The sequence below is a fragment of the Schaalia hyovaginalis genome (assembly GCF_014208035.1).
GTDB lineage: Bacteria > Actinomycetota > Actinomycetes > Actinomycetales > Actinomycetaceae > Pauljensenia > Pauljensenia hyovaginalis.
The window spans coordinates 1,893,035-1,912,850 of sequence record NZ_JACHMK010000001.1 but is presented as its reverse complement, the minus strand read 5'-3'; the positions used below and the strand labels follow the sequence as shown (position 1 = coordinate 1,912,850).

Annotated in this window: 17 protein-coding genes and 1 pseudogene; 9 read left to right on the top strand and 9 right to left on the bottom strand. The window is 68.6% G+C overall.

The genetic code is table 11. The features are described from left to right. Positions 1-4: 4 nt before the first annotated feature. From HD592_RS08395 to HD592_RS08370, 6 genes and pseudogenes are all read left to right on the top strand, one after another. Complete coding sequence (locus HD592_RS08395) at positions 5-526, top strand: hypothetical protein (protein ID WP_184453294.1); 522 nt, start codon at positions 5-7, stop codon at positions 524-526. Beyond that, positions 492-779: pseudogene (locus tag HD592_RS12655) on the top strand (helix-turn-helix domain-containing protein); the annotation flags it as partial. The gene HD592_RS08395 and the pseudogene HD592_RS12655, both read left to right, overlap by 35 nt. Before the next feature lie 62 nt (positions 780-841). Beyond that, entirely contained in the window at positions 842-1,450 is a 609-nt protein-coding gene (locus HD592_RS08385) for a hypothetical protein (protein WP_246430006.1), read from the top strand. 61 nt (positions 1,451-1,511) lie between these two features. Continuing rightward, complete coding sequence (locus HD592_RS12490; RefSeq protein ID WP_184453288.1) at positions 1,512-2,510, top strand: DMT family transporter; 999 nt, start codon at positions 1,512-1,514, stop codon at positions 2,508-2,510. A 90-nt stretch (positions 2,511-2,600) separates the two neighbouring features. Beyond that, positions 2,601-3,830: an exonuclease domain-containing protein gene (locus tag HD592_RS08375; RefSeq protein ID WP_184453286.1), complete on the top strand. Its 1,230-nt coding sequence runs from the start codon at positions 2,601-2,603 to the stop codon at positions 3,828-3,830. Positions 3,831-4,020: 190 nt separating this feature from the next. Next, positions 4,021-4,614 (top strand): cation efflux transmembrane domain-containing protein, encoded by a 594-nt coding sequence (locus HD592_RS08370; RefSeq protein ID WP_184453283.1) that lies wholly within the window; start codon positions 4,021-4,023, stop codon positions 4,612-4,614. Positions 4,615-4,638: 24 nt separating this feature from the next. Here the strand turns inward: HD592_RS08370 and fumC are convergent, their stop codons facing one another. Together fumC and HD592_RS08360 are read right to left on the bottom strand one after the other, a co-directional pair. Continuing rightward, the gene (fumC, locus tag HD592_RS08365) at positions 4,639-6,045 is read right to left on the bottom strand and encodes a class II fumarate hydratase (RefSeq protein ID WP_184453282.1); all 1,407 of its coding nucleotides are present in this window, start codon (positions 6,043-6,045) and stop codon (positions 4,639-4,641) included. 186 nt (positions 6,046-6,231) lie between these two features. Next, positions 6,232-7,467 carry an MFS transporter gene (locus HD592_RS08360; protein WP_184454584.1) on the bottom strand — a complete coding sequence of 412 codons (1,236 nt, stop codon included), beginning with the start codon at positions 7,465-7,467 and terminating at the stop codon, positions 6,232-6,234. Positions 7,468-7,651: 184 nt separating this feature from the next. Here HD592_RS08360 and HD592_RS08355 point away from each other — a divergent pair, with 184 nt between their 5' ends. Together HD592_RS08355 and HD592_RS08350 are read left to right on the top strand one after the other, a co-directional pair. Beyond that, positions 7,652-8,092, top strand: coding sequence for an MmcQ/YjbR family DNA-binding protein (locus tag HD592_RS08355; RefSeq protein WP_184453280.1), 441 nt, complete (start codon positions 7,652-7,654; stop codon positions 8,090-8,092). A 132-nt stretch (positions 8,093-8,224) separates the two neighbouring features. Beyond that, positions 8,225-11,404, top strand: a complete 3,180-nt coding sequence (locus tag HD592_RS08350) for a hypothetical protein (RefSeq protein WP_184453278.1) — start codon at positions 8,225-8,227, stop codon at positions 11,402-11,404. Between the two features lie 151 nt (positions 11,405-11,555). Here the strand turns inward: HD592_RS08350 and HD592_RS08345 are convergent, their stop codons facing one another. Genes HD592_RS08345 through HD592_RS08325 form a run of 5 tightly spaced genes read right to left on the bottom strand, consistent with a single transcriptional unit; the run spans position 11,556 to position 14,653 of the window. After that, the gene (locus tag HD592_RS08345; RefSeq protein WP_184453276.1) at positions 11,556-12,086 is read right to left on the bottom strand and encodes a dihydrofolate reductase; all 531 of its coding nucleotides are present in this window, start codon (positions 12,084-12,086) and stop codon (positions 11,556-11,558) included. Next, a complete protein-coding gene (locus tag HD592_RS08340) occupies positions 12,083-12,886 on the bottom strand; it encodes a thymidylate synthase (protein WP_184453275.1) in 804 nt (267 codons plus the stop codon). The genes HD592_RS08345 and HD592_RS08340 overlap by 4 nt, the downstream gene beginning before the upstream one ends. A 40-nt stretch (positions 12,887-12,926) precedes the next feature. Beyond that, positions 12,927-13,712 (bottom strand): VPDSG-CTERM exosortase interaction domain protein, encoded by a 786-nt coding sequence (locus HD592_RS08335; protein WP_184453273.1) that lies wholly within the window; start codon positions 13,710-13,712, stop codon positions 12,927-12,929. Further along, a complete protein-coding gene (locus HD592_RS08330) occupies positions 13,690-14,148 on the bottom strand; it encodes an OsmC family protein (protein ID WP_184453271.1) in 459 nt (152 codons plus the stop codon). Before HD592_RS08330 ends, HD592_RS08335 begins: the two co-directional genes overlap by 23 nt. 25 nt (positions 14,149-14,173) lie before the next feature. Continuing rightward, positions 14,174-14,653, bottom strand: a complete 480-nt coding sequence (locus tag HD592_RS08325; RefSeq protein WP_184453269.1) for a DUF2505 domain-containing protein — start codon at positions 14,651-14,653, stop codon at positions 14,174-14,176. A gap of 82 nt (positions 14,654-14,735) precedes the next feature. On the opposite strand from HD592_RS08325, the gene HD592_RS08320 reads away from it, so the two are divergent. Further along, positions 14,736-16,196 (top strand): sensor histidine kinase, encoded by a 1,461-nt coding sequence (locus HD592_RS08320; RefSeq protein ID WP_184453266.1) that lies wholly within the window; start codon positions 14,736-14,738, stop codon positions 16,194-16,196. Between the two features lie 116 nt (positions 16,197-16,312). On the opposite strand, the gene HD592_RS08315 is transcribed toward HD592_RS08320, so the two are convergent. Beyond that, the gene (locus HD592_RS08315; protein ID WP_154476617.1) at positions 16,313-16,561 is read right to left on the bottom strand and encodes a WhiB family transcriptional regulator; all 249 of its coding nucleotides are present in this window, start codon (positions 16,559-16,561) and stop codon (positions 16,313-16,315) included. 156 nt (positions 16,562-16,717) lie between these two features. Further along, a complete protein-coding gene (locus HD592_RS08310) occupies positions 16,718-19,735 on the bottom strand; it encodes an FtsK/SpoIIIE domain-containing protein (protein ID WP_184453265.1) in 3,018 nt (1,005 codons plus the stop codon). Positions 19,736-19,816: the final 81 nt, after the last annotated feature.

Here is a 19,816-nt window from a genome sequence, read left to right as displayed (position 1 = left end):
CTTCATGAAAGAGCTTCCCAGGCGTGTGTCGATCTGCGCTTCACCCAGGGCGGTGCCCGCTACCGTGCACCGTGCTCGTTTTGACGCGATTGACGTGCAACGCGAGATCACGGAGGTCGTATATGAAGCTCTCAGGGCGAAGGGACTGAAAGGGCGCGGTCTGGAAGTACAGGGTGCTCATTTGGTGGGGGAGGTCCTCGGCCAGCTGAAGTCGTTTGCAAAAGGGCGGCTTCCCGAGGGTCGTCGAGGGGCCTTCGAACCCGTCGTCTCGCAGCCCGACCTGTGGGAGATCCGAGTGAATGGCAGACGATTCGGCGCCTTCCGTCTCTATCACGCCGAACCAGAAGGGGGTGACCCCGACATCGTCGTCCTCCGCTTTCATCAAAAGGACGCTCCGGGAATCCCATCGGAGTCCATGAGTGACGTGCAGAATCAGGTCATGGCCGACGCTCAAATGGTCTTCGAGTCGGGCTTGTCACAGCGGTGGGGTCATGTGGATCACTGTGCCGCATGTCTCGAGTCGTGATAGGTTTGGAGCTATGTTGACGCTCAAGAGTCGTCTGGACTCGCGGACCTTCGATGAGTTGGTCGAAGCGAGCGAGCGCCTGGCCCTGGCTGATAATGACTTGCGCTGGGCCCTCATTGAAGCCCGTAAGCGTGCGGGATATACGCAGCGGGAGCTCGCTGAAATACTCGGCGTATCTCAGCCGACTGTTGCCAATTTCGAACGCCAGGACAATGACCCGCGACTGTCGACCTTGCGCCGCTACGCCCTCGCGGTAGGCGCAGATATTCGACATCAGGTCCTTCTTCCCGATGGTGCTCAAGTCGAGACGGCGTCATGGCAGGCCTGTGCGAGCGTCGAATACATCTTCGTGTCTTCGGCGGATCCAGATTCTCGGGTGCAGAATTCTCGGCGAAGTGGACCATCCGCTGCGGGGCAGCTCGATCGGCGCGACTATGTGAGTGCAGCGTGATGACTCAACCGCTGTCGACTCTCGAAGAAGTGATCCGTGTATCCGACCCTGCCGAGGATGTTCTTTTCGGTGTGCAGCTCGAAACTGAAACTGTAGCTGCCTCCTTCAAGGACATGCCGGTGTCGTGCCAGATCACCGGAATGTACAGCGTTCGGCCCGGCATCGTCTCTTTCAGGGCGATCTTCACTGTAGGAGCTGAGATCTTCACGCACGCGTCGATCGATGTCGCGGTGAACTACTCGATTCCCGAAGATGCTGCTTTCGCCCGCGAAGCCTTCTTCGAGTTCGCGAATGCGGTGGCGACTCCGCACATGAGGTCGTACGCGCAGTCGATCCTCGACAACCTCCTCGGACAGATGAAACTTCCCGGCAAACTCCTGCCGCCGATCAATGCCTACGGTGAAGGGGTTTTCAAGCCCGATCATGCGCCGGATGTGATCGCCGCTGACGGCGTATTCGAAGTGACGGAATAAGGGGTGCGAGCGCACGATCCCCTCATTCGCGATCCGCCCGCCTCGGGCATAGGCTCATCGGGTGCTCGTCCTCCTCATCGTGGTGCTCACCGGCCTGCTCCCGCCCCTTCAAACGGCGATCAACTCTCGCCTGAACGGTTTCGTCGGATCGCCCCTGAGGGCGGCACTCGTCTCCTTCTCGACGGGCGCGCTGATCCTCGTCCTCTTTGTCGTTCTCGCCTTCGGGCCCGCGGGCGTCCTCGCAGACCTCGCCGAAGCGACGCGCGCCCCTGCGTGGATGTGGCTGGGCGGCCTCCTCGGCGCGGCGATCGCGAGCTCCAGCATCTTCGCCTTCCCCCGCCTCGGCTCGATCGAAACGGCGCTATGGCCCCTGCTCGGTTCCGTCACCGCCTCCATCGGGGTCGATGCGGCGGGCTGGCTCGGCGTCGATCAACGCCCCCTCTCCCTCCTGCGGGTCCTCGGCGCCCTCGGCGTGCTCATCGGCGTCTCCGCCGCCTCCGGGGCGCTCGTCCTCGGCCGCTCGGATTCAGGCGGGCCCGGCCGGGGAACGAGGGCGGAACACCCGGACGCCGAGCGGGGGAGTGCTCGACCCCTTCCCGGAACGGCCCACCCGTGGCCCTGGCGCGTCCTGCTCCTCGTCGCCGGCGCGGGCGGCGGCATCCAGGGCGCGGTGAACGGCGCCCTCGGCAGGCGGATCGACGCGCCCTTCGTGGCGGCGCTCATCTCCTTCCTCACCGGCGCCCTCGCCCTCGCCCTCGTCGTCGGCATCCAGGCGATCGGATCGCGCGGGGCGCCCGAGGCCGAGCGGACGGCGGGCGGACCGTGGTGGATGTGGCTCGGCGGGCTCCTCGGCGCAGTCTTCGTCACGACGGCGACCTTCGCCGTGCCCGCGATCGGAGCGGGGCCCGCCAATGTCGCGACCTACGCGGGAACCTCGGCGTCCTCCCTTCTCATCGACCGTTTCGGATGGCTCCTGGCGCCCCGCAAGTCCGTCGCGCCCCTCCAGGTGCTCGGCGTCCTCCTCGTCCTCCTCGGCGTGCTGGCGGTGCAGCTCGGCTGACTTCGAAGCCCCCTCGCCGGAATCGAGCGGTGCGTGCCGCACATGCCTGCGGTGCGGAAGATAATGGCTGCGCACCGAAGGAGGACGTCGATGGAGCACATCTTCTCCGTCATCGATACCGAGACAACCGGTCTCAACGCGCGCGGGTACGACCGCATCGCGGAGATCGCGATCGTCAGCGTCGACCGGACCGGCGACATCGTCGAACGCTGGGAGACCCTCGTCAATCCAGATCGTGACCTCGGCAAAGCCTCGATCCACGGCATCACCGCCGCGGAAGTCCTCGACGCGCCGAGCTTCGCGGACATCGCCGACGAAGTCGCGTGGCGCCTCGCCGGCACGATCCCCGTCGCCCACAATCTCTCCTTCGATGCGGCCTTCCTCGATGCGGAGCTGCGGCGCGCCGGTTGCGCGCCGCACCCCCGCTATTTCGCCGACGGCCTGTGCACGCTCAAACTCTCTCACCGATACCTCGATGCGCCGGCGCGCAATCTCCGGGCGCTCTGCGAAGCCCTGGGGCTGGCGATCGATCGCCCCCACAGCGCCGGCGACGACGCCGAAGCGGCGGCGGGCCTTCTCGGCGTCTATCTCGCCTCCGAGCCCGTGCCGGGCTTCTACGACCTCCCCTTCCAATCCGCGTCTTTCCGGGAATGGAGTCACCCGGAGCCCGTCGCCCACCCCCGGTGCCGCCTGCGCGGCGCGCCGACCGCGGGCGGGGCTCACTTCCTCGAGCGGCTCGTCGATCGCCTTCCCCCGGGCGGGACGACCGCCGATGAGGGCGCGTACCTTGATCTCATCGATCGGGCCCTCCTCGATCGGAGGATCTCCGTCCACGAGGAAGCCGAGCTCGTCCGCCTCGCAGGCGAACTCGGCATTGATCGCGGTCGCGCGATGGAGCTCCACGAGGAGTACTTCATCCAATTCGTCGCCTCTGCTTTCTCCGACGACGTTCTCACCGACGCGGAGCGGACCGACCTCTACGCGGTCGCGGGGATGCTCGCGATCGACATCGAACGCGCCGAATCAATGGTCGCCGACGGGCGGAGTGGTCGTCTCTCAGCGCCCCCGCGGCATTCGGCACTGCGCCTCGAGCCTGGCGATCTTGTCGTCCTCACCGGAGACATGTCGCGATCGAGACCCGTCATCGAAGAGCTCCTCCTCGAACGGGGATACCGCGTCCATCCGAATGTGACGAAACGGGTCAAGCTCGTCATCGCCGCCGATCCGGATTCTTTGTCCGGGAAGGCGAAGAAGGCGCGCGACTACGGGATCGACGTCGTCTCCGAGTCCTACCTCTGGGACGTGATCCTCGCCGATTGAAAGGGCGGGGGCCGGTTCCGACGGGATCGTTCGGGCGCTCTGCCCTCGTAGGTGTTCCGCCCTCGCGGACATTCACAAGCGCCCGCGGCCTCGCCGCGGCCTCGCCCTCGTGCCCGCGGGCGTGCCACACTTGATCCTCGTGTCGACCACAGAACCCCGCAGTGGAGAATCCCATGGATACACCGGCCCGATGAGGCGGATCATCGCGATCGTCGCGCTGCTCAACCTCGCGGGCATGGTGATGGAGATCCTCGTCGGCTCCCTCATCGGGTCCGCGTCCCTCTTCGCCGACGCCGCCGACTTCCTCGAGGACTTCCTCATCAACGGGCTCGTCCTCGCAGCCCTCGGATGGTCGGTGGCATCGCGGCGCAGGGCCAGCGTGTGGCTCGCCGGCCTCATCCTCATCCCCGCGCTCGCCGCCCTCGGCACCGCGATCTGGAAGGTCATCAGCGGCGTCCCGCCCGAGCCCTTCACCCTGTCGATCACCGCCGCGATCGCCCTGGGCATCAATCTCGCATGCGCGCTGCTGCTCATGTCCCTTCGGCAGGCCGGGTCCGCCCTCGTCCGCGGCGCGTGGCTCGCCGCCCGCAATGACGTTCTCGCGAATGCGCTCATCATCTGCGCCGGCGTCGTCACGCTCTTCGCGCCGAGCGTGTGGCCCGACGTCCTGGTCGGCGTCGTCATGGCGTTCATCAACGCGCGCGCCGCGAAGGAGGTCCTCGAACAGGCGCGGGCCGAGGTGCCCGAACTCGAGATCGACGAGGACGACGAGGACGACGACTGAGGGGCGGGGCGACCGCTTCCCCCTTTACTCCTGCGCCGCGCTCGGGTGCGTCATATCCGCGGGCACGACCCAGGCGTCGAACTGCTCGGCGGTGACGAAACCGAGTTCGAGCGCGGATTCGCGCAGTGACAGGCCCTCGTGGTGGGCGTGCTTGGCGATCTTCGAGGCCGAGTCGTAGCCGATGTGCCGGTTGAGGGCCGTGACCTGCATGAGGTTCGTCGACAGATTCGCCTCGATGCGCTCCGTGTTCGGCTCGATCCCGTACGCGCAGTGCTCATCGAAGGACACGCACGCGTCCCCGAGGAGGCGGATCGACTCGAGGACGGCCCACGCCATCACCGGTTTGAAGACGTTGAGCTGGAAATTGCCCTGAGAGCCGGCGAAACCGACCGTCGCGTCGTTGCCGAAGACCTTCGTGGCGACCATCGTCATCGCCTCGCACTGGGTCGGGTTGACCTTGCCCGGCATGATCGACGAGCCCGGCTCGTTCTCCGGGATGAGGAGTTCGCCGATGCCGTTGCGCGGACCGGAGGCGTACCAGCGGATGTCGTTCGCGATCTTCATGAGCGCGTCGGCGAGGACGCGCAGGGCCCCGGAGACGAGGACGAGGGCGTCGTGGGCGCCCAGGGCGGCGAAGAGGTTGTCGGCCTGAGTGAATTCGATGCCGGTCTCCTCGCTGATCCTCTTCGCGGCGAGGGGCCCGAAATCCGGGTGGGCGTTGAGGCCCGTGCCGACGGCGGTGCCTCCGATCGCGAGCTCGCGGGCCCTCGAGTCCGCGTACGCGATGCCGTCGAGGGCGAAGTCGATCTGCGCGACCCAACCGGAGAACACCTGCCCGAGGCGGATCGGCGTCGCGTCCTGGAGGTGCGTGCGGCCGACCATGACGACCCCGTCGAACTCCTTCGCCTTCCGGTCGAGCGTGTCGCGCAGACGGCGCACCCGCGGGTACATCGCGGCGAGCTCGGACACGACCGCGATGTGCATCGCCGTCGGGAAGGTGTCGTTCGAGGACTGGCCGCGGTTGACGTGATCGTTCGGGTGGACGGGCGTCTTCGATCCGAGGGCGCCCCCGGCGAGCTCGATCGCCCGGTTCGAGATCACCTCGTTCGCGTTCATGTTCGACTGCGTGCCCGACCCCGTCTGGAAGACGACGAGCGGGAAGTGATCGTCCAAGTCGCCGGCGATCACCTCGTCCGCCGCTTTCGCGATGAGTTCGGCGATGTCGGCGGGCAGTTCACCGAGCTCGGCGTTGGCGAGGGCCGCGGACTTCTTCAGGACGCCGAGGGCGCGGATCATCGGGCGCCCCCAGACGAAGGTGTCGCGACCGATGTCGAAGTTGTGGAGGGAGCGTTCGGTCTGCGCGCCCCAGTAGCGGTCGGCGGCGACCTCGACGGCGCCCATCGAGTCGGTTTCTTTACGAGTAGCGGCCATGCGTGCTCCTCCTTCGCAGGCGGTCTTCCGGTTCCGGCCATCCATCGCCGAGGGCGGAGCCTCCTCCTGAGAAGCGGGGGGCGGGCGCCCTCGGCACGGGCGGGCCGTCTTCGAGAGTATTCGAGCCCCGCGCTTTCGGCAGCGCGAAAGGGCGTGAGGGTGCTCGGGGAGCCGGTGTGACGGCGCTCAGCGGGCCTCTCCCTCGCCGCCGTGAACGCGCCACGCGAAGGCGAGGGAGATCGCGAACAGGCCCAGCGACACGAGGAAGGGCGAAGCGGCATGCCAGCCGTACAAGGCGGTCGCGATGACAGGTGCGAAAATCCAGGTCAAGGCGCCTGTCGCACTCACAACGCCCGCGACGCCGCCCTGCTCCGCGTCGCTCACCGCCAGGGAGGCCCCCGCTGAGAAGCCCGGGGAGGCCAAGCCGCTAGCCGCGCCCAAGGCGAAGGTCGACAGCGCCAGGAGGGGAGCCGACGACACGAGGCTCAGAGCGATGAGCGAGACGAATCCGGAGGTCATGCCGAGACGAAGGAGGACCTTGGGCGCAAGAGCCGCTCGCGGCACGACGACCAGCTGCATGAGCATCCCGCCCGCGGCGTTCGCGAGGAGCATGAGGGCGGTAACGCTCACCGTCTTCTGCGGGTCCAGGCCGATCCGATCCTGCACGAGGAAACCCATGGTGATCTGCACGACCCCGTTGGCAAAGAAGATCCCGAAAATGCCGAGGATCCAGGGGAGCACCCTCGGATCAGCCCATCGGACCTTCGGCGGCAAAGTCGCGCGCGCCCTCTTGGACGCGGAATCGGCGGATCCGCTCGCGGCGCGTGCGGGCCCGTCCTTTGGTATCGTCACAAGGCCGATGCCGAGGGCGATCGCGATGAACACCGGGGTCGCGTGCACGGGCCCGTAGATCCACCATGCGCCCAGAGCCGAAGAGATCAGCGAACCGATCATGATCGACAGCTGAACCGCGCCAGAGAAGGCCGAAATGCCGGCGACGCGGGTCGTCTCATCGGGGGTCGCCTCGGCGATGAGCGCCTGACCCGTCGGGGGGATCGCGGCGACCGCCGCCCCGAAGAAGGGGCCGCGCGCGATCATGATGGCGGCTCCCGCGGCCAGGGGGCCGACGAGGGCGAATGAGCGGAGCAGGACGGCCCCGGAGAAGAGCGAGCCTGCGATGAGGGCGAGGAGCAGGGCCGCCAGGAGGACCCTGCGCCGTCCCCAGGAGATCGAACGCCTCCCCCAGAACTGGCTGAGGGCGGCGACGGTGAGCGCCGCCAGGGAGACCGCGGCGCCGACGACCCAACCGGGGATGCCCAGGGCGCGCGACAGCGGCGCGATCGACGCGTTGAGCATGTTCTGAGCCGTGTACGTGAACAGTACGATCGCCAGCAATGCGCGAAGCGTCGGATTCAGGGGCATCCTGCGGCCCGGGCGCTCGGCGGAGGGGGCGCTTCGCGGGTCGGGCGTCGGATCAGAGGGCACCGGCAGATTCTATCGCTCGCCTCTTCTCGCTCCACGAGGAGGGGAGTGAGCGTCGCTCTTCGTTCCATCGAGGCCGGGGACTACCGTGAAGCCGGAAGGACATCGCTGGAGGGAGAGGCCCATGCGCGGCGCCGAGCTTCATCGTTTAGCGGAAGAAACCGCCCTCGAACTGCCTCAATCCGAACTCACGTACCCTTTCGGACCCGATTGGGAGGTGTACAAGGTCGTCGGGAAGGTCTTCCTCCTCCTGACGCGAGCGGCGGGGCCTCAGATGGTGACCTTCAAGGTCGAGCCTCGGGAGGGGCGGGCGCTGGTCGGCGCTTTCGACAATGTCGTGCCCGGGTACCACATGAACAAGACGCACTGGGTGACGGTGCTTCCTTCGACCAAGGGGCGGCCCTGCCTGCCGGCTGAGGAGCTCGAAGAACTCATCGTCTCGTCCTACCTGCTTGTCGTCGCCGGATTGGCGAAGAAGGAGCAGCCGGTGGATCCCTACGCCTTCGGGGCGGCTCGTGATCGCCGTTCGGGCCGGGAGGCGCATCCGGGTCCGCTCCCTCGCTGAGGACAGAGCGCCCTTGGCGTTCAGGGGAATCCGGAAAGCGCCTTCGATCTTGTGAACTCCGTCTCTAGACAATAATGAAGTCTCCCCTCAGTATTCATAGGGTTACCTAAGTTAATCGAGGGGATTTGATACATGCAGAGACGGAAAACGCCCACCACCATCGCGATCACGGCGCTCGCAGCCGTCGTCATGACGATGATCGCCGCGTCCCCCGCCCATGCGGACCCCGAAAGGCGCGCGGCAGGATCGGATTCGGACTCCCTGCGATGGTCCTGGATCCACACCTCCCGCTACGGCGACATCATCCGCAAGACCGACCGCGTCACCTACACCGATGCCGGGGCCTTCACCCCGATCGGCTGCGACGCCACGGCCGACGGCCTCCCCGACATCGTCTTCGCCAACGGCGAGGGCCTCCACGTCCTCGGTTACATCCCCTACGGCGATCCCGCCGATGAAGTCACACGGACGCTGGCCGAGCAGAACGAGCTCGTGACCATCCCGCGGCCCGAGGGCTCCCAGGACTTCGGCAAGCTCGTCACCTGCCTTCCGGGCTCCGCGAAGGGCTCGGCCATGATCGGCGTCTCGGACGAAACCCGCGTCTACCTCTACGCTCCGGGGGCTGAGGGGAGCGCCCCCGTTCTGGTCAAGACGATCGACATCGGCGAGCGGATCACGGCACTGGCCGGAGGACCGCGCAACGCCCTCTCACCGAGCATCGCCATCGGCACGGCGAAGGGAGTCTCCGTCGTGAAGACCGAGCCCCTTCTGTCGAAAGGCGGATCCGTGGGCCTGTCAGAGACCGATCCTCAGACGTGGACCATCGACGGATCGCAAGGCCTGAGCATCATCGCCCTCGAAACCGCGCGCGGGCACTACGCCGTCGGATCACCCGCGAGCCGGACCGTCTTCGTCGCCTCCGCCGCCACGAAGAGCGCGCAATTCACCGAGAAGGCGATCCGAATCGAGGACAAGGCGGAAGCGGCGGACACGGCCTTCGGAGCCTCCCTCGCAGCCATCGCGGACCTCGACGGCGATGGAACGCCGAATCTCGCCATCGGCGCCCCCGGAGCCAACGGAGGACGCGGAGCGGTCGCCCTCGTCACAACTCCCGACAGCGGGAGCATCACGGTCACAACCTCCTCCCGAGACTCCTCGCCCGTCGTCAATGAACTCGGAGGGGACGCCGGATTCCTGCTCCTGCGGGGAAGCGCCGGACGCCTCGGCGCCTCGCTCGCCTGGATCGACGGCGGAACGGAGGCCGGAGCCCTCCTCGTCGGACACCCCCAGGACCCCGAGCACACCGGGGGCGTCATCATCTCCCAAAAGGCCCTGAACAGGAACTACAACACGGGCCAGGGCATCGCCGACATCCCCTCGGGGCAGATGGCGACCATCGCCTCCGCCGAAGGGGGCGAAGGCGATGCGGGCAGCCGCGTCGGGATCATCCCCCGAAGGGGCGACGACCCCCTCGTCGGCCTCTACACCGCTGACTCGACGAATCGAGTCGACGTGTGGACGGTCGATATGAGCCGCCAGTCGGAGCCGACCCACGACGAGAACGAACCCATCGTCGCCCCCATCCCCGAGCCCCCCGCGCCCACGGCCGAAGCCGCGCTCTCCCCGCTCGACACGGACGCCAAGAAGATCTGGCTCGGCGAATTCACCTCCGGACTGGGCTCCTCCCTGGCTCGAGGCCGCTGCGACGTCACCGGCGACGGGAAGGCCGACATCGTCTCCGGCAACGTCGTGCGCTCCGAATGGAAATGGGACCCCTTCTACGCCGAGAGCACCCCGACGAAGGGCTGGGTCTTCAACGTCACCGGCCAGATCCAGATCATCCCGGGCGGAACCCCGGGCAAGGAGCTCCCCTCCGAAGAGACCATCTCGATCAACGGCCCGAAGCGGACCCCCGATCCGGCCGTCGACTCCGCCATCGGCCTGTCCGTCGCCTGCCTCGGCGACGTCAATGGGGACCGGATCGACGACATCGCCTTCGGATCCCACACCACCGCCAAAGTCTGGGTGCTCTTCGGAGGAGAGCATCTGCGGGAAGTCGACCTCAACGCCCTCAAGCCCGAATACGGCTGGGCCGTGGACCTTCCCGAGAAGGGCAGCGGAGGATTCCAGATCAGCCGCGTCGGGGACGTCGACAATGATGGTCTGGCCGACCTCGGCTTCGTCGTGGCGAACGCCGCCTACGCCTCCGGGACCGGCGCTTCCGAACGCGGAACCGCCTACATCCTCAAGGGCAAGAAGGACGGCGCCACGATCGACCTCAAGAATCTCGAAGCGCCCAATGAAGCCGTCATCAAGAAGATCCACACCCCCGAGGGGCACACGATGAACGCTTTCACCCCGGTCGGCGACATCAACGCCGACGGCGTCGAGGACTTCGTCGTCGCGGACTTCCAGCACCGCAACGACGAATGGGTCATGCCCGGAATGGCCTGGGTCGTCTACGGCGACTCCTCACCGGAGGTCCGGGCCGGGCAAGCGGGACGAGGATTCGTTCTGAGCATGCCCTTCGACCGCTCCCACCGCCTCGGCGCGGGCAACTCGATCGCCCCGCTCGGCGACGCGGACGGCGACGGAGTCGGCGACTTCCTCATCGGCTTCGACGGGGGACAGCTGCTCCATCAGGGAAGCGGGGGAGTCGCCCTCGTCCTGGGGCGCAAGACGCCCGTCGGAACCCCGGTCGCCGATCTCGTCATCTCCCCGCTCGACGCCGCCGCGCAATCGGACCGCGTGCGCGTCATCACCGGGAGGGCCGGCGAAGAGGGGATCGGATTCGGATACGCCGTCGACGCCCTGGAACGCGCGGAGCAGCCGCCGCTCATCGCCCTCGGGGCCTGGGGCGAGAACACGAACGGGCGCGCCCGGCTCTTCTCAGCCGACCAATTCACGGCCCCCGTGCGCTCCATCGACGAGGTCGAGGCCGAGATCATCGAATCCGCCGGAGAACGGGCGCGCTTCGGCCGCTCGATCGCCTTCGTCGGAGACCTCCTCGGCGCCCCGAGCCTCGCCATCGGCGCAGACGGCGTCATCGACGACGAGGCGAAGGACGAGCAGGGCTACGCCCACTCCGCCCACATCATGGCCCTGCGGGTGAGCGAGCCCCCGTCCGAGGACGGGAGCGGGGCCGACGGGAAGCACGGGAAGCAGCAGAAGAACGACGGAGGAGCCTCCTCCGCGGGTTCCGAGAAGGCATTGGCCCGGACCGGCTTCGATGCGAGGATCGGCCTTGGGGCCCTCGTCCTGCTCCTGGCGGGAGCCGCCCTCCACGGCCGTCGCTCCGCCCGGCGCGAATAAAGGACTCCGCCCCGCTTGTTTCCTTTCACGGGGCGGACGAGCCGGGGCGGGGAGGATGCGAGCCCTCCCCGCCCCGCAACTCCGCCTCATCAGAAGGAAGGGCAGACGTCCGCATCAGAAGGGCGAAAAGAGCGGGCGCGGTGCCGCGCCTTCAGCGCCGAACGTAGGTGGTGACGCGCCATCGGGCATCACCCGACTTCGGCGCCCACTCGGCATCCGAGCGGGAGGCGTCGACGGCCCAGGTCCCGGCCGGGATCTCGGGGGCCCGAACCACTATCTCGCCCGGATGAAGCGCTGCGACATCAAGATCGAGATCCGTGACGACCAGCTCATCCACCAGGTCCATCGTGTCCGCGTAGACCTGCGCGCCGCCCGCGATCCAGATCGTGGGCGCAGCGGTCGAAGCGGCGATGCGACGCGCCAGTGCCAAGGCCTCGTCCATCGTCGGCACGACGGCCGCGCCCTCGGCCTCGTAGCCCGGCGAACGCGTCAGGACGATGTTCGTGCGCCCGGGCAGCGCACCGCCCAGAGCCTCCCAGGAGCGGCGCCCCATGATGAGGGGACAGCACATGGTGGAGCGCTTGAAGTGCGCGAAATCAGCGGGAACGCGCCAGAGCATCCCCGTGCCCGTCCCGAGGACGCCGCGCCGGTCCTGCGCCCAGATCGAAGCGATCCGCGTCATACGGCCACCGGCGCCTTGATCGTCGGATGATGCCGGTAGCCGTCCATGACGACGTCATCGAAGCCGTAGTCGAAGATCGAGCCCGCCCTCCTCAGGTCGAGCCTCGGGAAGGGGTAGGGCTCGCGCGAGAGCTGCTCGGTCACCTGGTCGACGTGGTTGGAGTAGATGTGGCAATCGCCGCCCGTCCAGATGAAATCCCCGACCTCGAGGCCCGCCTGCTGAGCGAACATGTGCGTGAGCAGCGAATACGAGGCGATGTTGAAAGGAACGCCGAGGAACATGTCGGCGCTGCGCTGGTAGAGCTGGAGGGAGAGGCGGCCGTTGGCGACGTAGAGCTGGAAGAAGGCGTGGCAGGGCTCCAAAGTCATGTCCGGCAAGGCCCCGACGTTCCAGGCCGAGACCACCATTCGCCGCGAATCCGGGTCCGACTTCAAGGTCTCGACGACCTTCGCGATCTGATCGATCTCCTCGCCCGAGGCGGTCGGCCAGCGGCGCCACTGCACCCCGTACACCGGTCCGAGCTCCCCGTCCTCGTCCGCCCACTCGTTCCAGATGCGGATGCCGTTGTCCTGGAGCCAACGGACGTTGGAGTCGCCGCGCAGGAACCACAGGAGCTCGCCGATGACGGACTTGAGGTGGACGCGCTTCGTCGTGATGAGGGGGAATCCCCTCGACAGGTCGTAGCGCAGCTGCGCGCCGAAGAGCGAGCGCGTGCCCGTGCCGGTGCGGTCGCCCTTGAATACGCCTTCGGACATGATCCGCGCGAGCAGATCCTCGTACTGCCGGTCCACTTCGGTCACGGGGAAGGCCTCCTCTATCGTCTTTCCAGCTTCGCTTCCATTATCCCCGTCCGGAAGAATCCGGCTCGTCGGCCGCCGCGGCGTCGAGGGCGTAGGCCTCGAAGATCCGGGAGTCCTCGGGATCGCCCAGAGGCAGGACGTCGACGACGCGCTCGGGCGCGAAGGACGCGGGTGCGGGGCCGAGGGCGAGCATGAGCCCGTCGACCGTCGAGCGGGCGAGGGAGGACCCCGCCTTCCAGCCGATGAACGCGCCGATCCCGAAGGGGGCCAGGCGCCCGATCGTCGATGCGGCGAACTTCGACTGGGCCGTCCGCTTGAAGCGCTTGAGAAGAATCTCATTGACCTTCTGGGCGGAGATCGTCCTCACGTCCACGAAGGAAGAGGAGAACCACGCCAGGGCCTGCACCCCCGTCCTCATGGAGATCTCCTGCGCCCCTAAGGACCCGGTGAGGGCCGCCAGGACCAGGCCGGTCCGCTTCGCGGGATCCTTCAGATCCAGGCCGTACAGATGCGCGACCGTCAGGCAGTGGTGGGCGGCCTCGGCGATGAAGGCGAGGAACTGGACCCCCGAAGCGCCCGCGCTCAGGGCAGTGCCCATGCCCGGCCAAGCGGCGACCGCGCCGACCGTCGCCGACTCGCCGGACGCCCGTCGGATGAAACGCGCATTCGCGATCTCGACCAGGCGCGCCGGAGTCGCATCGGGGAAAGCCGCGCGGAGCCGCTCGGCGGACGCCCTGGTCGAAGCGCGCTCGACCTCGAGGGCCGCGGCCCAGGCGCGCGCCGGGATCCGCAGGAGCGAGGCCTCAGGCTTCCTCGACGGGCTCATCCGTGAACATCTTCCGATAGGTCGCGCCAGCGACGAGCGTGTGCCCGATCGTGCAATTGCGGTCGATCGCGCCCTCGGCACGACGGATCATCGCAGCGCGCTCCTGCGCGTCCACGGGGGACAGGTCCTGGATCAGCTCCACGTCGAAGGAGGCGTAGCGGTCCTCTCCTTCGACGTACTCGCCCGCGACGCCGATGAGCTGGGCGAAATCCTCGCCCAGACGATCGGCCAGGCGCTTGTCGCTCGACATCGCGTTGCAGCCCGCCAGGGCGATCTTGAGCAGTTCGCCCGGGGAGAAACGGCCCGGCCCGTCGCCGACGAGGACCTCGGCGCCGCGGGGATTCCTCGCCACGTACTGGCGAACCCCCTGGCGCTCGAGGAAGAGGGCGGGATTCGGCGCCGGAGCGGGTGCGTTCACAGGATTCGTGTCAGTCATAGTGCGATTCTCCCGCCAAAGCGCCTCAGGCGCCACGGGCGGCCAGCCACGCCCGGGCCAGATCGCCCTCGGCGTCGAGCACGAGCGACACCCTCGACAGGGCCTCCTTCTCCACGCGCCCGCCGAAGAAGGGGATCCTCACCGACAGCTCCCCCTCGAGGCTGCGCGAACTGAGGGCGTCTTGAGCCTCGATGACCGAGAGCGCCTCGAGCCTCACCGGCGCGCCCGTCACCTCGAGCACGCTGCGCGCCCTGCGCGCCCCGCCCTCGTCGCTCCACTCCTCCCGGAAACGGACGCGCGCATCGGCCGGAACGAAGGCCCGCGCCGCCGGGGGAAGGGCCGCCGGATCGAGCTTCGCGCTCGCGTGAACCGAGCGCCCCTCGACGAGGATCTCCGGGTCGAGGCCCGCCGCGGCGAAGCGCGAACGGACGAACTCGGGATCAAGGCTCATCCGCTCGACATCCTCCGGCGGCATCGGATATCTCAAGGACTCGGAGAACTTCATGGGCCTTCCTTCCTTCGGGGAACGATCCGCGGGGCGACGGGCGGGACGCTTCGAGCCCGCGCATCGCACTAGAGTTGATCCTATGAGAAGCCTGACGCAATTGGCGGAGGAGGCGTCGAGGAACGCCCTGTCCGAGAAGGACATCGAGTGGCTGCACCTTCTGCTGGCTGATTGGCAGGTGCTCGCCGATCTGGCGGCGGCCGATCTGGTCCTGTGGCTCTCCACCGACGACGATCGCTTCATCGCTGCGGCGCACTGCCGGCCCGCGACCTCCACGACGGTCCACGTCGACGACATCATCGGCTTGCAGCTGCCCGTCGCGCGCGAGGTCGAGTTGCGTCGCGCGATCGCCACGGGGCAGGTCGTCAAGTCGCCCTCGGCCCACTGGGCGGGCACCTACTCGATGATGGAGTCCTGCGTTCCCGTCCTGCACGACGGGCGCATCATCGCCGTCGTCACCCGTGAATCGAACCTGTCCTCGCCGCGCCTGTCCCTCGGATTCGAGGGCTGGACGGTCGCCGCGGCCGACATCCTCTGCCAGATGATCGCCCGCGGGGAGTACCCCTACGAGACGACGCCGACGGTCACCGCGCACGGCGTGCCCCGCGTCCTCGACGGCGTCCTCATGATCGATCCTGAAGGCGCCGTCCTCCAGACGACGCCGAACGCGATGTCGTGCCTGCGGCGCCTCGGCATTCGCACCTCGGTGCGCGGCAGGGTGCTCGCCCAGGAGATCACCAACGTCATCGGCGACGAGACGATGATCGAGGAATCCATGCCCGTCGTCGTCATGGGGCGCGCCTCGTGGCGGGCCGAGATCACCGCTCACTCGTCGACGATCACGATGCGGGCCCTGCCTCTCATCGAGGGGCGCAAGCGACTGGGCGCGATCATCCTCACGCGCGACGTGTCGGAGGTGCGCCGCCGTGAGCAGGAGCTCATGACGAAGGACGCGACGATCCGCGAGATCCACCACCGCGTGAAGAACAACCTCCAGACGGTCTCGGCGCTGCTGCGCCTGCAGGCGCGGCGTTCGGACCAGCAGGGCGTCAAGGACGCCCTGGCCGAGGCGGAGCGGCGTGTTCAGGCCATCGCGACCGTTCATGCGGCGCTGTCGCAGAACGTGGATGAGGCCGTCGACTTCGATGAGGTCGCGCGTTCGATCCTGAGGATGGCGGGCGCGGTCGCCCAGACCGAGCACGCCGTCGATGTCGTGACGAGGGGGTCTTTCGGCACGATCCCGGCCGATCAGGCCCAGGCCCTGGCGACGGTGCTCAACGAACTGGTCGCGAACTCGGTCGAGCACGGCCTCGCGGGGCGCGACGGCCGCATCGTCGTGGGCGCGAACAGGGACGGCGAGTCCATGGTGATCACCGTCGCCGACGACGGCGTGGGAATCGAACCGGGCACGCCGATGTCGGGCCTGGGCACGCAGATCGTCCATCAGATGGTGCGCGGGGAGCTCAACGGCTCGATCGATTGGTCGCCCCGGGACGAGGGCGGGACCGTCGTCACGCTGAAGATGAGGGTCGAGGCCGTTTAGGGTCCGATGCGCGAGAAACGGGGGCGGGGCTGACCGATGGTCAGCCCCGCCCCCGTCGTGAAGGAGGTTCCGGGTCGCGGGCGGAGCGCCCGCGGAACCCGGCCCGTGAAAAGGGGTCAGGAAGCGCGGCGGGCGCGTGCGGCGCGGCGCTTGAGGGAACGGCGCTCCTCTTCGCTCATGCCGCCCCAGACGCCGGAGTCCTGGTTGTTGTCGATGGCCCACTGGAGGCACACGGCCTCGACGGAGCAGGTGTGGCAGACGGCCTTCGCCTCACTCGCCTGGGCGATGGCGGGCCCGGTGTTGCCGATCGGGAAGAAGAGTTCGGGGTCAACACTGAGGCAGGCGGCCTTGCTACGCCAGTCCATCGTTCGCATCTCCTTGAGTGAGCGCTGTCGAAACACAAAAGCCCGCGACGCCGTGATCGTCTTCGGCACCCGGACACTGCCGTTTAGTTTCCGTTAATCTTCCCTTCGGTTCAAGTGATTAGTGTCACATAGTCGCGAAGTTGTCTGTGGGAGTCGTCACTCCGTCGATTCCGCTGCGACGATCCCGATCCGGAACCAGCGCCCCCGGATGCGCCCGAAGCCCCGTCGCCGGTCCTCGCACCGATGCTGAAGCGCAGGCGGCAGGGGGAGCGGGCCGTGGGCGAAGGCGCGGATCGCATCACCGCTCGGATTGAGGACCAGGAGCGCTAAATCCTCGTCCGACACCGCCTGACTCCAGGACGCCGATGGGAGCGAGCGGATCCTCGGCGCAGGCAGCCCCCGCCCCCGGGCGATCCCCTCCAGCGCCCGTTCCGCAAGATTCTCGCGATCGCCGAGGATCAACCACGATCCGCTCTCCGGAGGATCCAGGCGCGTCCACGAAGGGCCCGCGAGGATGACGGGCTCCTCGAAGGCCCCGGCCGAGGCCCTCGCCTCAGCCCAGGGCCTGACCGCTTCGCGGGGCGCCTCGGCCCTGCGATGATCGACGAGGGGCAGGCATACCAGGCGCGGATCGCCGACGGGATCGCGGATCCACCAGTGACTCTCCGAGGCGGGCCGGCGGCCGCGCCCCTCGGCGGCGCCCGAGGCGTTCGAGAGGGGCGCCGCCGACGAGGGGCCCGCGCCCGCGAGCGTCTCGAAAGGATCGGACGACCTGCTCAGTACGGTTTTCGCAGAGGACACGAGCGCATTGCCCACCCCCGGGGACTCCCCGCTCGAACGCCCGCCCGCCCACGCCGCCACGGTGACGCAGCCGGAGGCCTCCGCCGCCCGGATCCCCTCAAGCGCGAGTTCGTCGGCGCGCAGGGGTCCGTACACCGCAACGAGCAGGCGGCGGATCTCGACGAGATCGGGGATGACGAGGACCTGCGCTCGCCCATCGGAGGCCGCCTCGAGTTCGAGGAGGAGGTCCTCCGCCCGATCCGCCTGCGATGCCGGCGCATCGCAGGCGCCTTCGAGGCAGCGCATGCGCATCCCGAGCGACAGGGCGATCACGGCCCCGATCGAGCGCGCGGCCCGGGCGGCGAGCCCGGCCTCATCCGCATCCGCGCGCAGTACGACCCGGCCGCCGCGCCACCTGAGCGCGTGATGCGCGCCGTCCTCGATTCCGTCGACGAGGGCGATGGGCGCGCCCGCGGCGGCGCCCGCCTGACAGGAGCGAGCGGCGAGGAGGCCGAGCTCCTCCACGCCGATCCTGGCGGGGAACTCGGGAGCCCAGGGCAGGGGGATGGCTTCGATGGGCCAGGCGGGCGCGGACCAGCGGCTGCCGAGGGCGAATTGAACGACGCCGGCTCCCGGGATGATCGCACGACCGGGGACGCGTTCGAGCCGGGCGGCATCGGGACTTCCGATGAGGTCGATCGAATCCGACTCGCTGACGCATCGCAGCGCGATCCTCAGATCGAGGTTCTGCCTCATCGAAGCCGGTATCGCGCCCGCCGGACGCTGAGTGGAGGCGATGAGGTGGATGCCGAGGGAGCGGCCCTGCGCGCAGATCCTGTTCATCGCGTCGATGGCGCGCGGGTGCGCGTCGATGAGGGAGGCGAATTCGTCGACGACCACGAGGATCCTCGGCGGGGGCTGCGAGGGCCCGCCCAGCGAGCAGCGCGCGGGGTAGTCGGGGACCGCGAGCGCGGCGAACTCGCGCTCCCTTGCGCGCACAAGCGCGAGGAGCCCCCGGATGGCGCGCGCGGTGCCTTCCGTGCTCAGGTCGGTGAACACGGCTTCGACGTGGGGGAGGGCGGACAGGGGAGCGAAGGCGGCGCCTCCCTTGTAGTCGATGAGGATGAGCCGGAGCTGAGCGGGGGAGTAGGTGCTGCTCAGGGCTTTGAGCCAGGTGAGCAGCGCTTCGGACTTGCCCGATCCGGTCGTTCCGGCGATGAGGGCGTGCGGCCCGTCATTGACGAGGTCGATCCGGACGACGCCCTGAGCGTTTTCGCCGATCGGCGCGGCCAGCCCGCTCCGCGCATCGTCTCCCGATCGCTTCGCGCCCTCGAGGAGCGGCACGAGGTCGAGGCGCTTCGGCAGGCTCCGCGCAGGATCCTCGGCCCCGAACTGATCCCACCACCGGGCCGTGAGCGCGAAGCCGTCCGCCTCGAGGATCGCCTCGCACCACTCGGGCGCCTGGGCGATGTCGGCGGCGATGCCGATCCGAAAGCGCGGAATATCGGCCTCAGTCGCGCGCGGATCGGCGCGGGTCCGACGAGGGGGCGCCGAGTCGATGATCTCGACGAGGGCCCGCCCGTGCCCGAAGAGGAGCCGGCGGCCATCGGGCAGGTCGAGGACCGCGCCTCCGAGCCGTGCGATGAGGGAGGCGGCGATCCCGTCGGCCATGCGCGCGCCGTCCGGGCCGATGCAGGCGATCGCCCGAGGCGCGTCCGGGGATCCCGCATCCGCCCTGCGCGCGCTCTTCGCCGAGGGGATGGGGATGCGGAGCGAGTCGTGCTCCGGGAGCCGACCGCCGTGCCCCGATGCGGCCGCGAGCATGGCGAGGCGGAGGGCGAGGACTCCGGGATCGCGTTCCCGTCGGCGCCGTCGGGCCACGAGGGCGGCAGCGGTGAGCAGGAGGGAGGCGAGGGCGAGGCCCAGGAGCGGGAGGAGCTGCGGCCCCCGGGGGAGGCGTCCGGCGATTCGAGGAGCCACCAGGAGGGCGAGTGAGACGAAGGGGAGGAGGAAGAGGGCGGAGGGGCGACGCCCGCGCCCCTCACGCCGGCTCAGTGACGCGGGGCGGGCGCGCACCGCGAAGACGTCGGAGCCGGCCAGGATCCGGCTCCCGGGCGCAAGGGCGCGCTCGCGACCCGCTGGAAGCCCCCTCTTGAAAGGCCCCCACCGAAGGGCGGTGCCGTTGCGCGACCCCAGATCCGTCAGGAGCGCCCTGGCGCCGCGCATCCTCACGCGGGCGTGATGGCGTGAAAGCAGAGGATCCGCCAGCCCCGTCCCCTCCCTTCCGATCTCGCAGGGCAGGGGGAGGACGAGTCCGGTGTCCGGGCCCCGGACGCAGACGAGGTGATGCCCGGACCTCAAGGCGAGTCGTGCGCTCGCCGCCGCTTCATCCATCGTGCATCCCCGTCTCGCGTTTCCTCCTGCCCGTACTGTGGCGCCGGCGCGTGAAAGCCGCGAAGGGCGCGTGCGCGGATT

Coding starts and splice junctions, on each gene's coding strand:
- HD592_RS08395 (WP_184453294.1), top strand. CDS start 5: ATGAAAGAGCTTCCCAGGCGTGTGTCGATCTGCGCTTCACCCAGGGCG.
- HD592_RS08385 (WP_246430006.1), top strand. CDS start 842: ATGGCAGGCCTGTGCGAGCGTCGAATACATCTTCGTGTCTTCGGCGGA.
- HD592_RS08375 (WP_184453286.1), top strand. CDS start 2,601: ATGGAGCACATCTTCTCCGTCATCGATACCGAGACAACCGGTCTCAAC.
- HD592_RS08370 (WP_184453283.1), top strand. CDS start 4,021: ATGAGGCGGATCATCGCGATCGTCGCGCTGCTCAACCTCGCGGGCATG.
- fumC (WP_184453282.1), bottom strand. CDS start 6,045: ATGGCCGCTACTCGTAAAGAAACCGACTCGATGGGCGCCGTCGAGGTC.
- HD592_RS08360 (WP_184454584.1), bottom strand. CDS start 7,467: ATGCCCCTGAATCCGACGCTTCGCGCATTGCTGGCGATCGTACTGTTC.
- HD592_RS08355 (WP_184453280.1), top strand. CDS start 7,652: ATGCGCGGCGCCGAGCTTCATCGTTTAGCGGAAGAAACCGCCCTCGAA.
- HD592_RS08350 (WP_184453278.1), top strand. CDS start 8,225: ATGCAGAGACGGAAAACGCCCACCACCATCGCGATCACGGCGCTCGCA.
- HD592_RS08345 (WP_184453276.1), bottom strand. CDS start 12,086: ATGACGCGGATCGCTTCGATCTGGGCGCAGGACCGGCGCGGCGTCCTC.
- HD592_RS08335 (WP_184453273.1), bottom strand. CDS start 13,712: ATGAGCCCGTCGAGGAAGCCTGAGGCCTCGCTCCTGCGGATCCCGGCG.
- HD592_RS08330 (WP_184453271.1), bottom strand. CDS start 14,148: ATGACTGACACGAATCCTGTGAACGCACCCGCTCCGGCGCCGAATCCC.
- HD592_RS08325 (WP_184453269.1), bottom strand. CDS start 14,653: ATGAAGTTCTCCGAGTCCTTGAGATATCCGATGCCGCCGGAGGATGTC.
- HD592_RS08320 (WP_184453266.1), top strand. CDS start 14,736: ATGAGAAGCCTGACGCAATTGGCGGAGGAGGCGTCGAGGAACGCCCTG.
- HD592_RS08315 (WP_154476617.1), bottom strand. CDS start 16,561: ATGGACTGGCGTAGCAAGGCCGCCTGCCTCAGTGTTGACCCCGAACTC.
- HD592_RS08310 (WP_184453265.1), bottom strand. CDS start 19,735: ATGGATGAAGCGGCGGCGAGCGCACGACTCGCCTTGAGGTCCGGGCAT.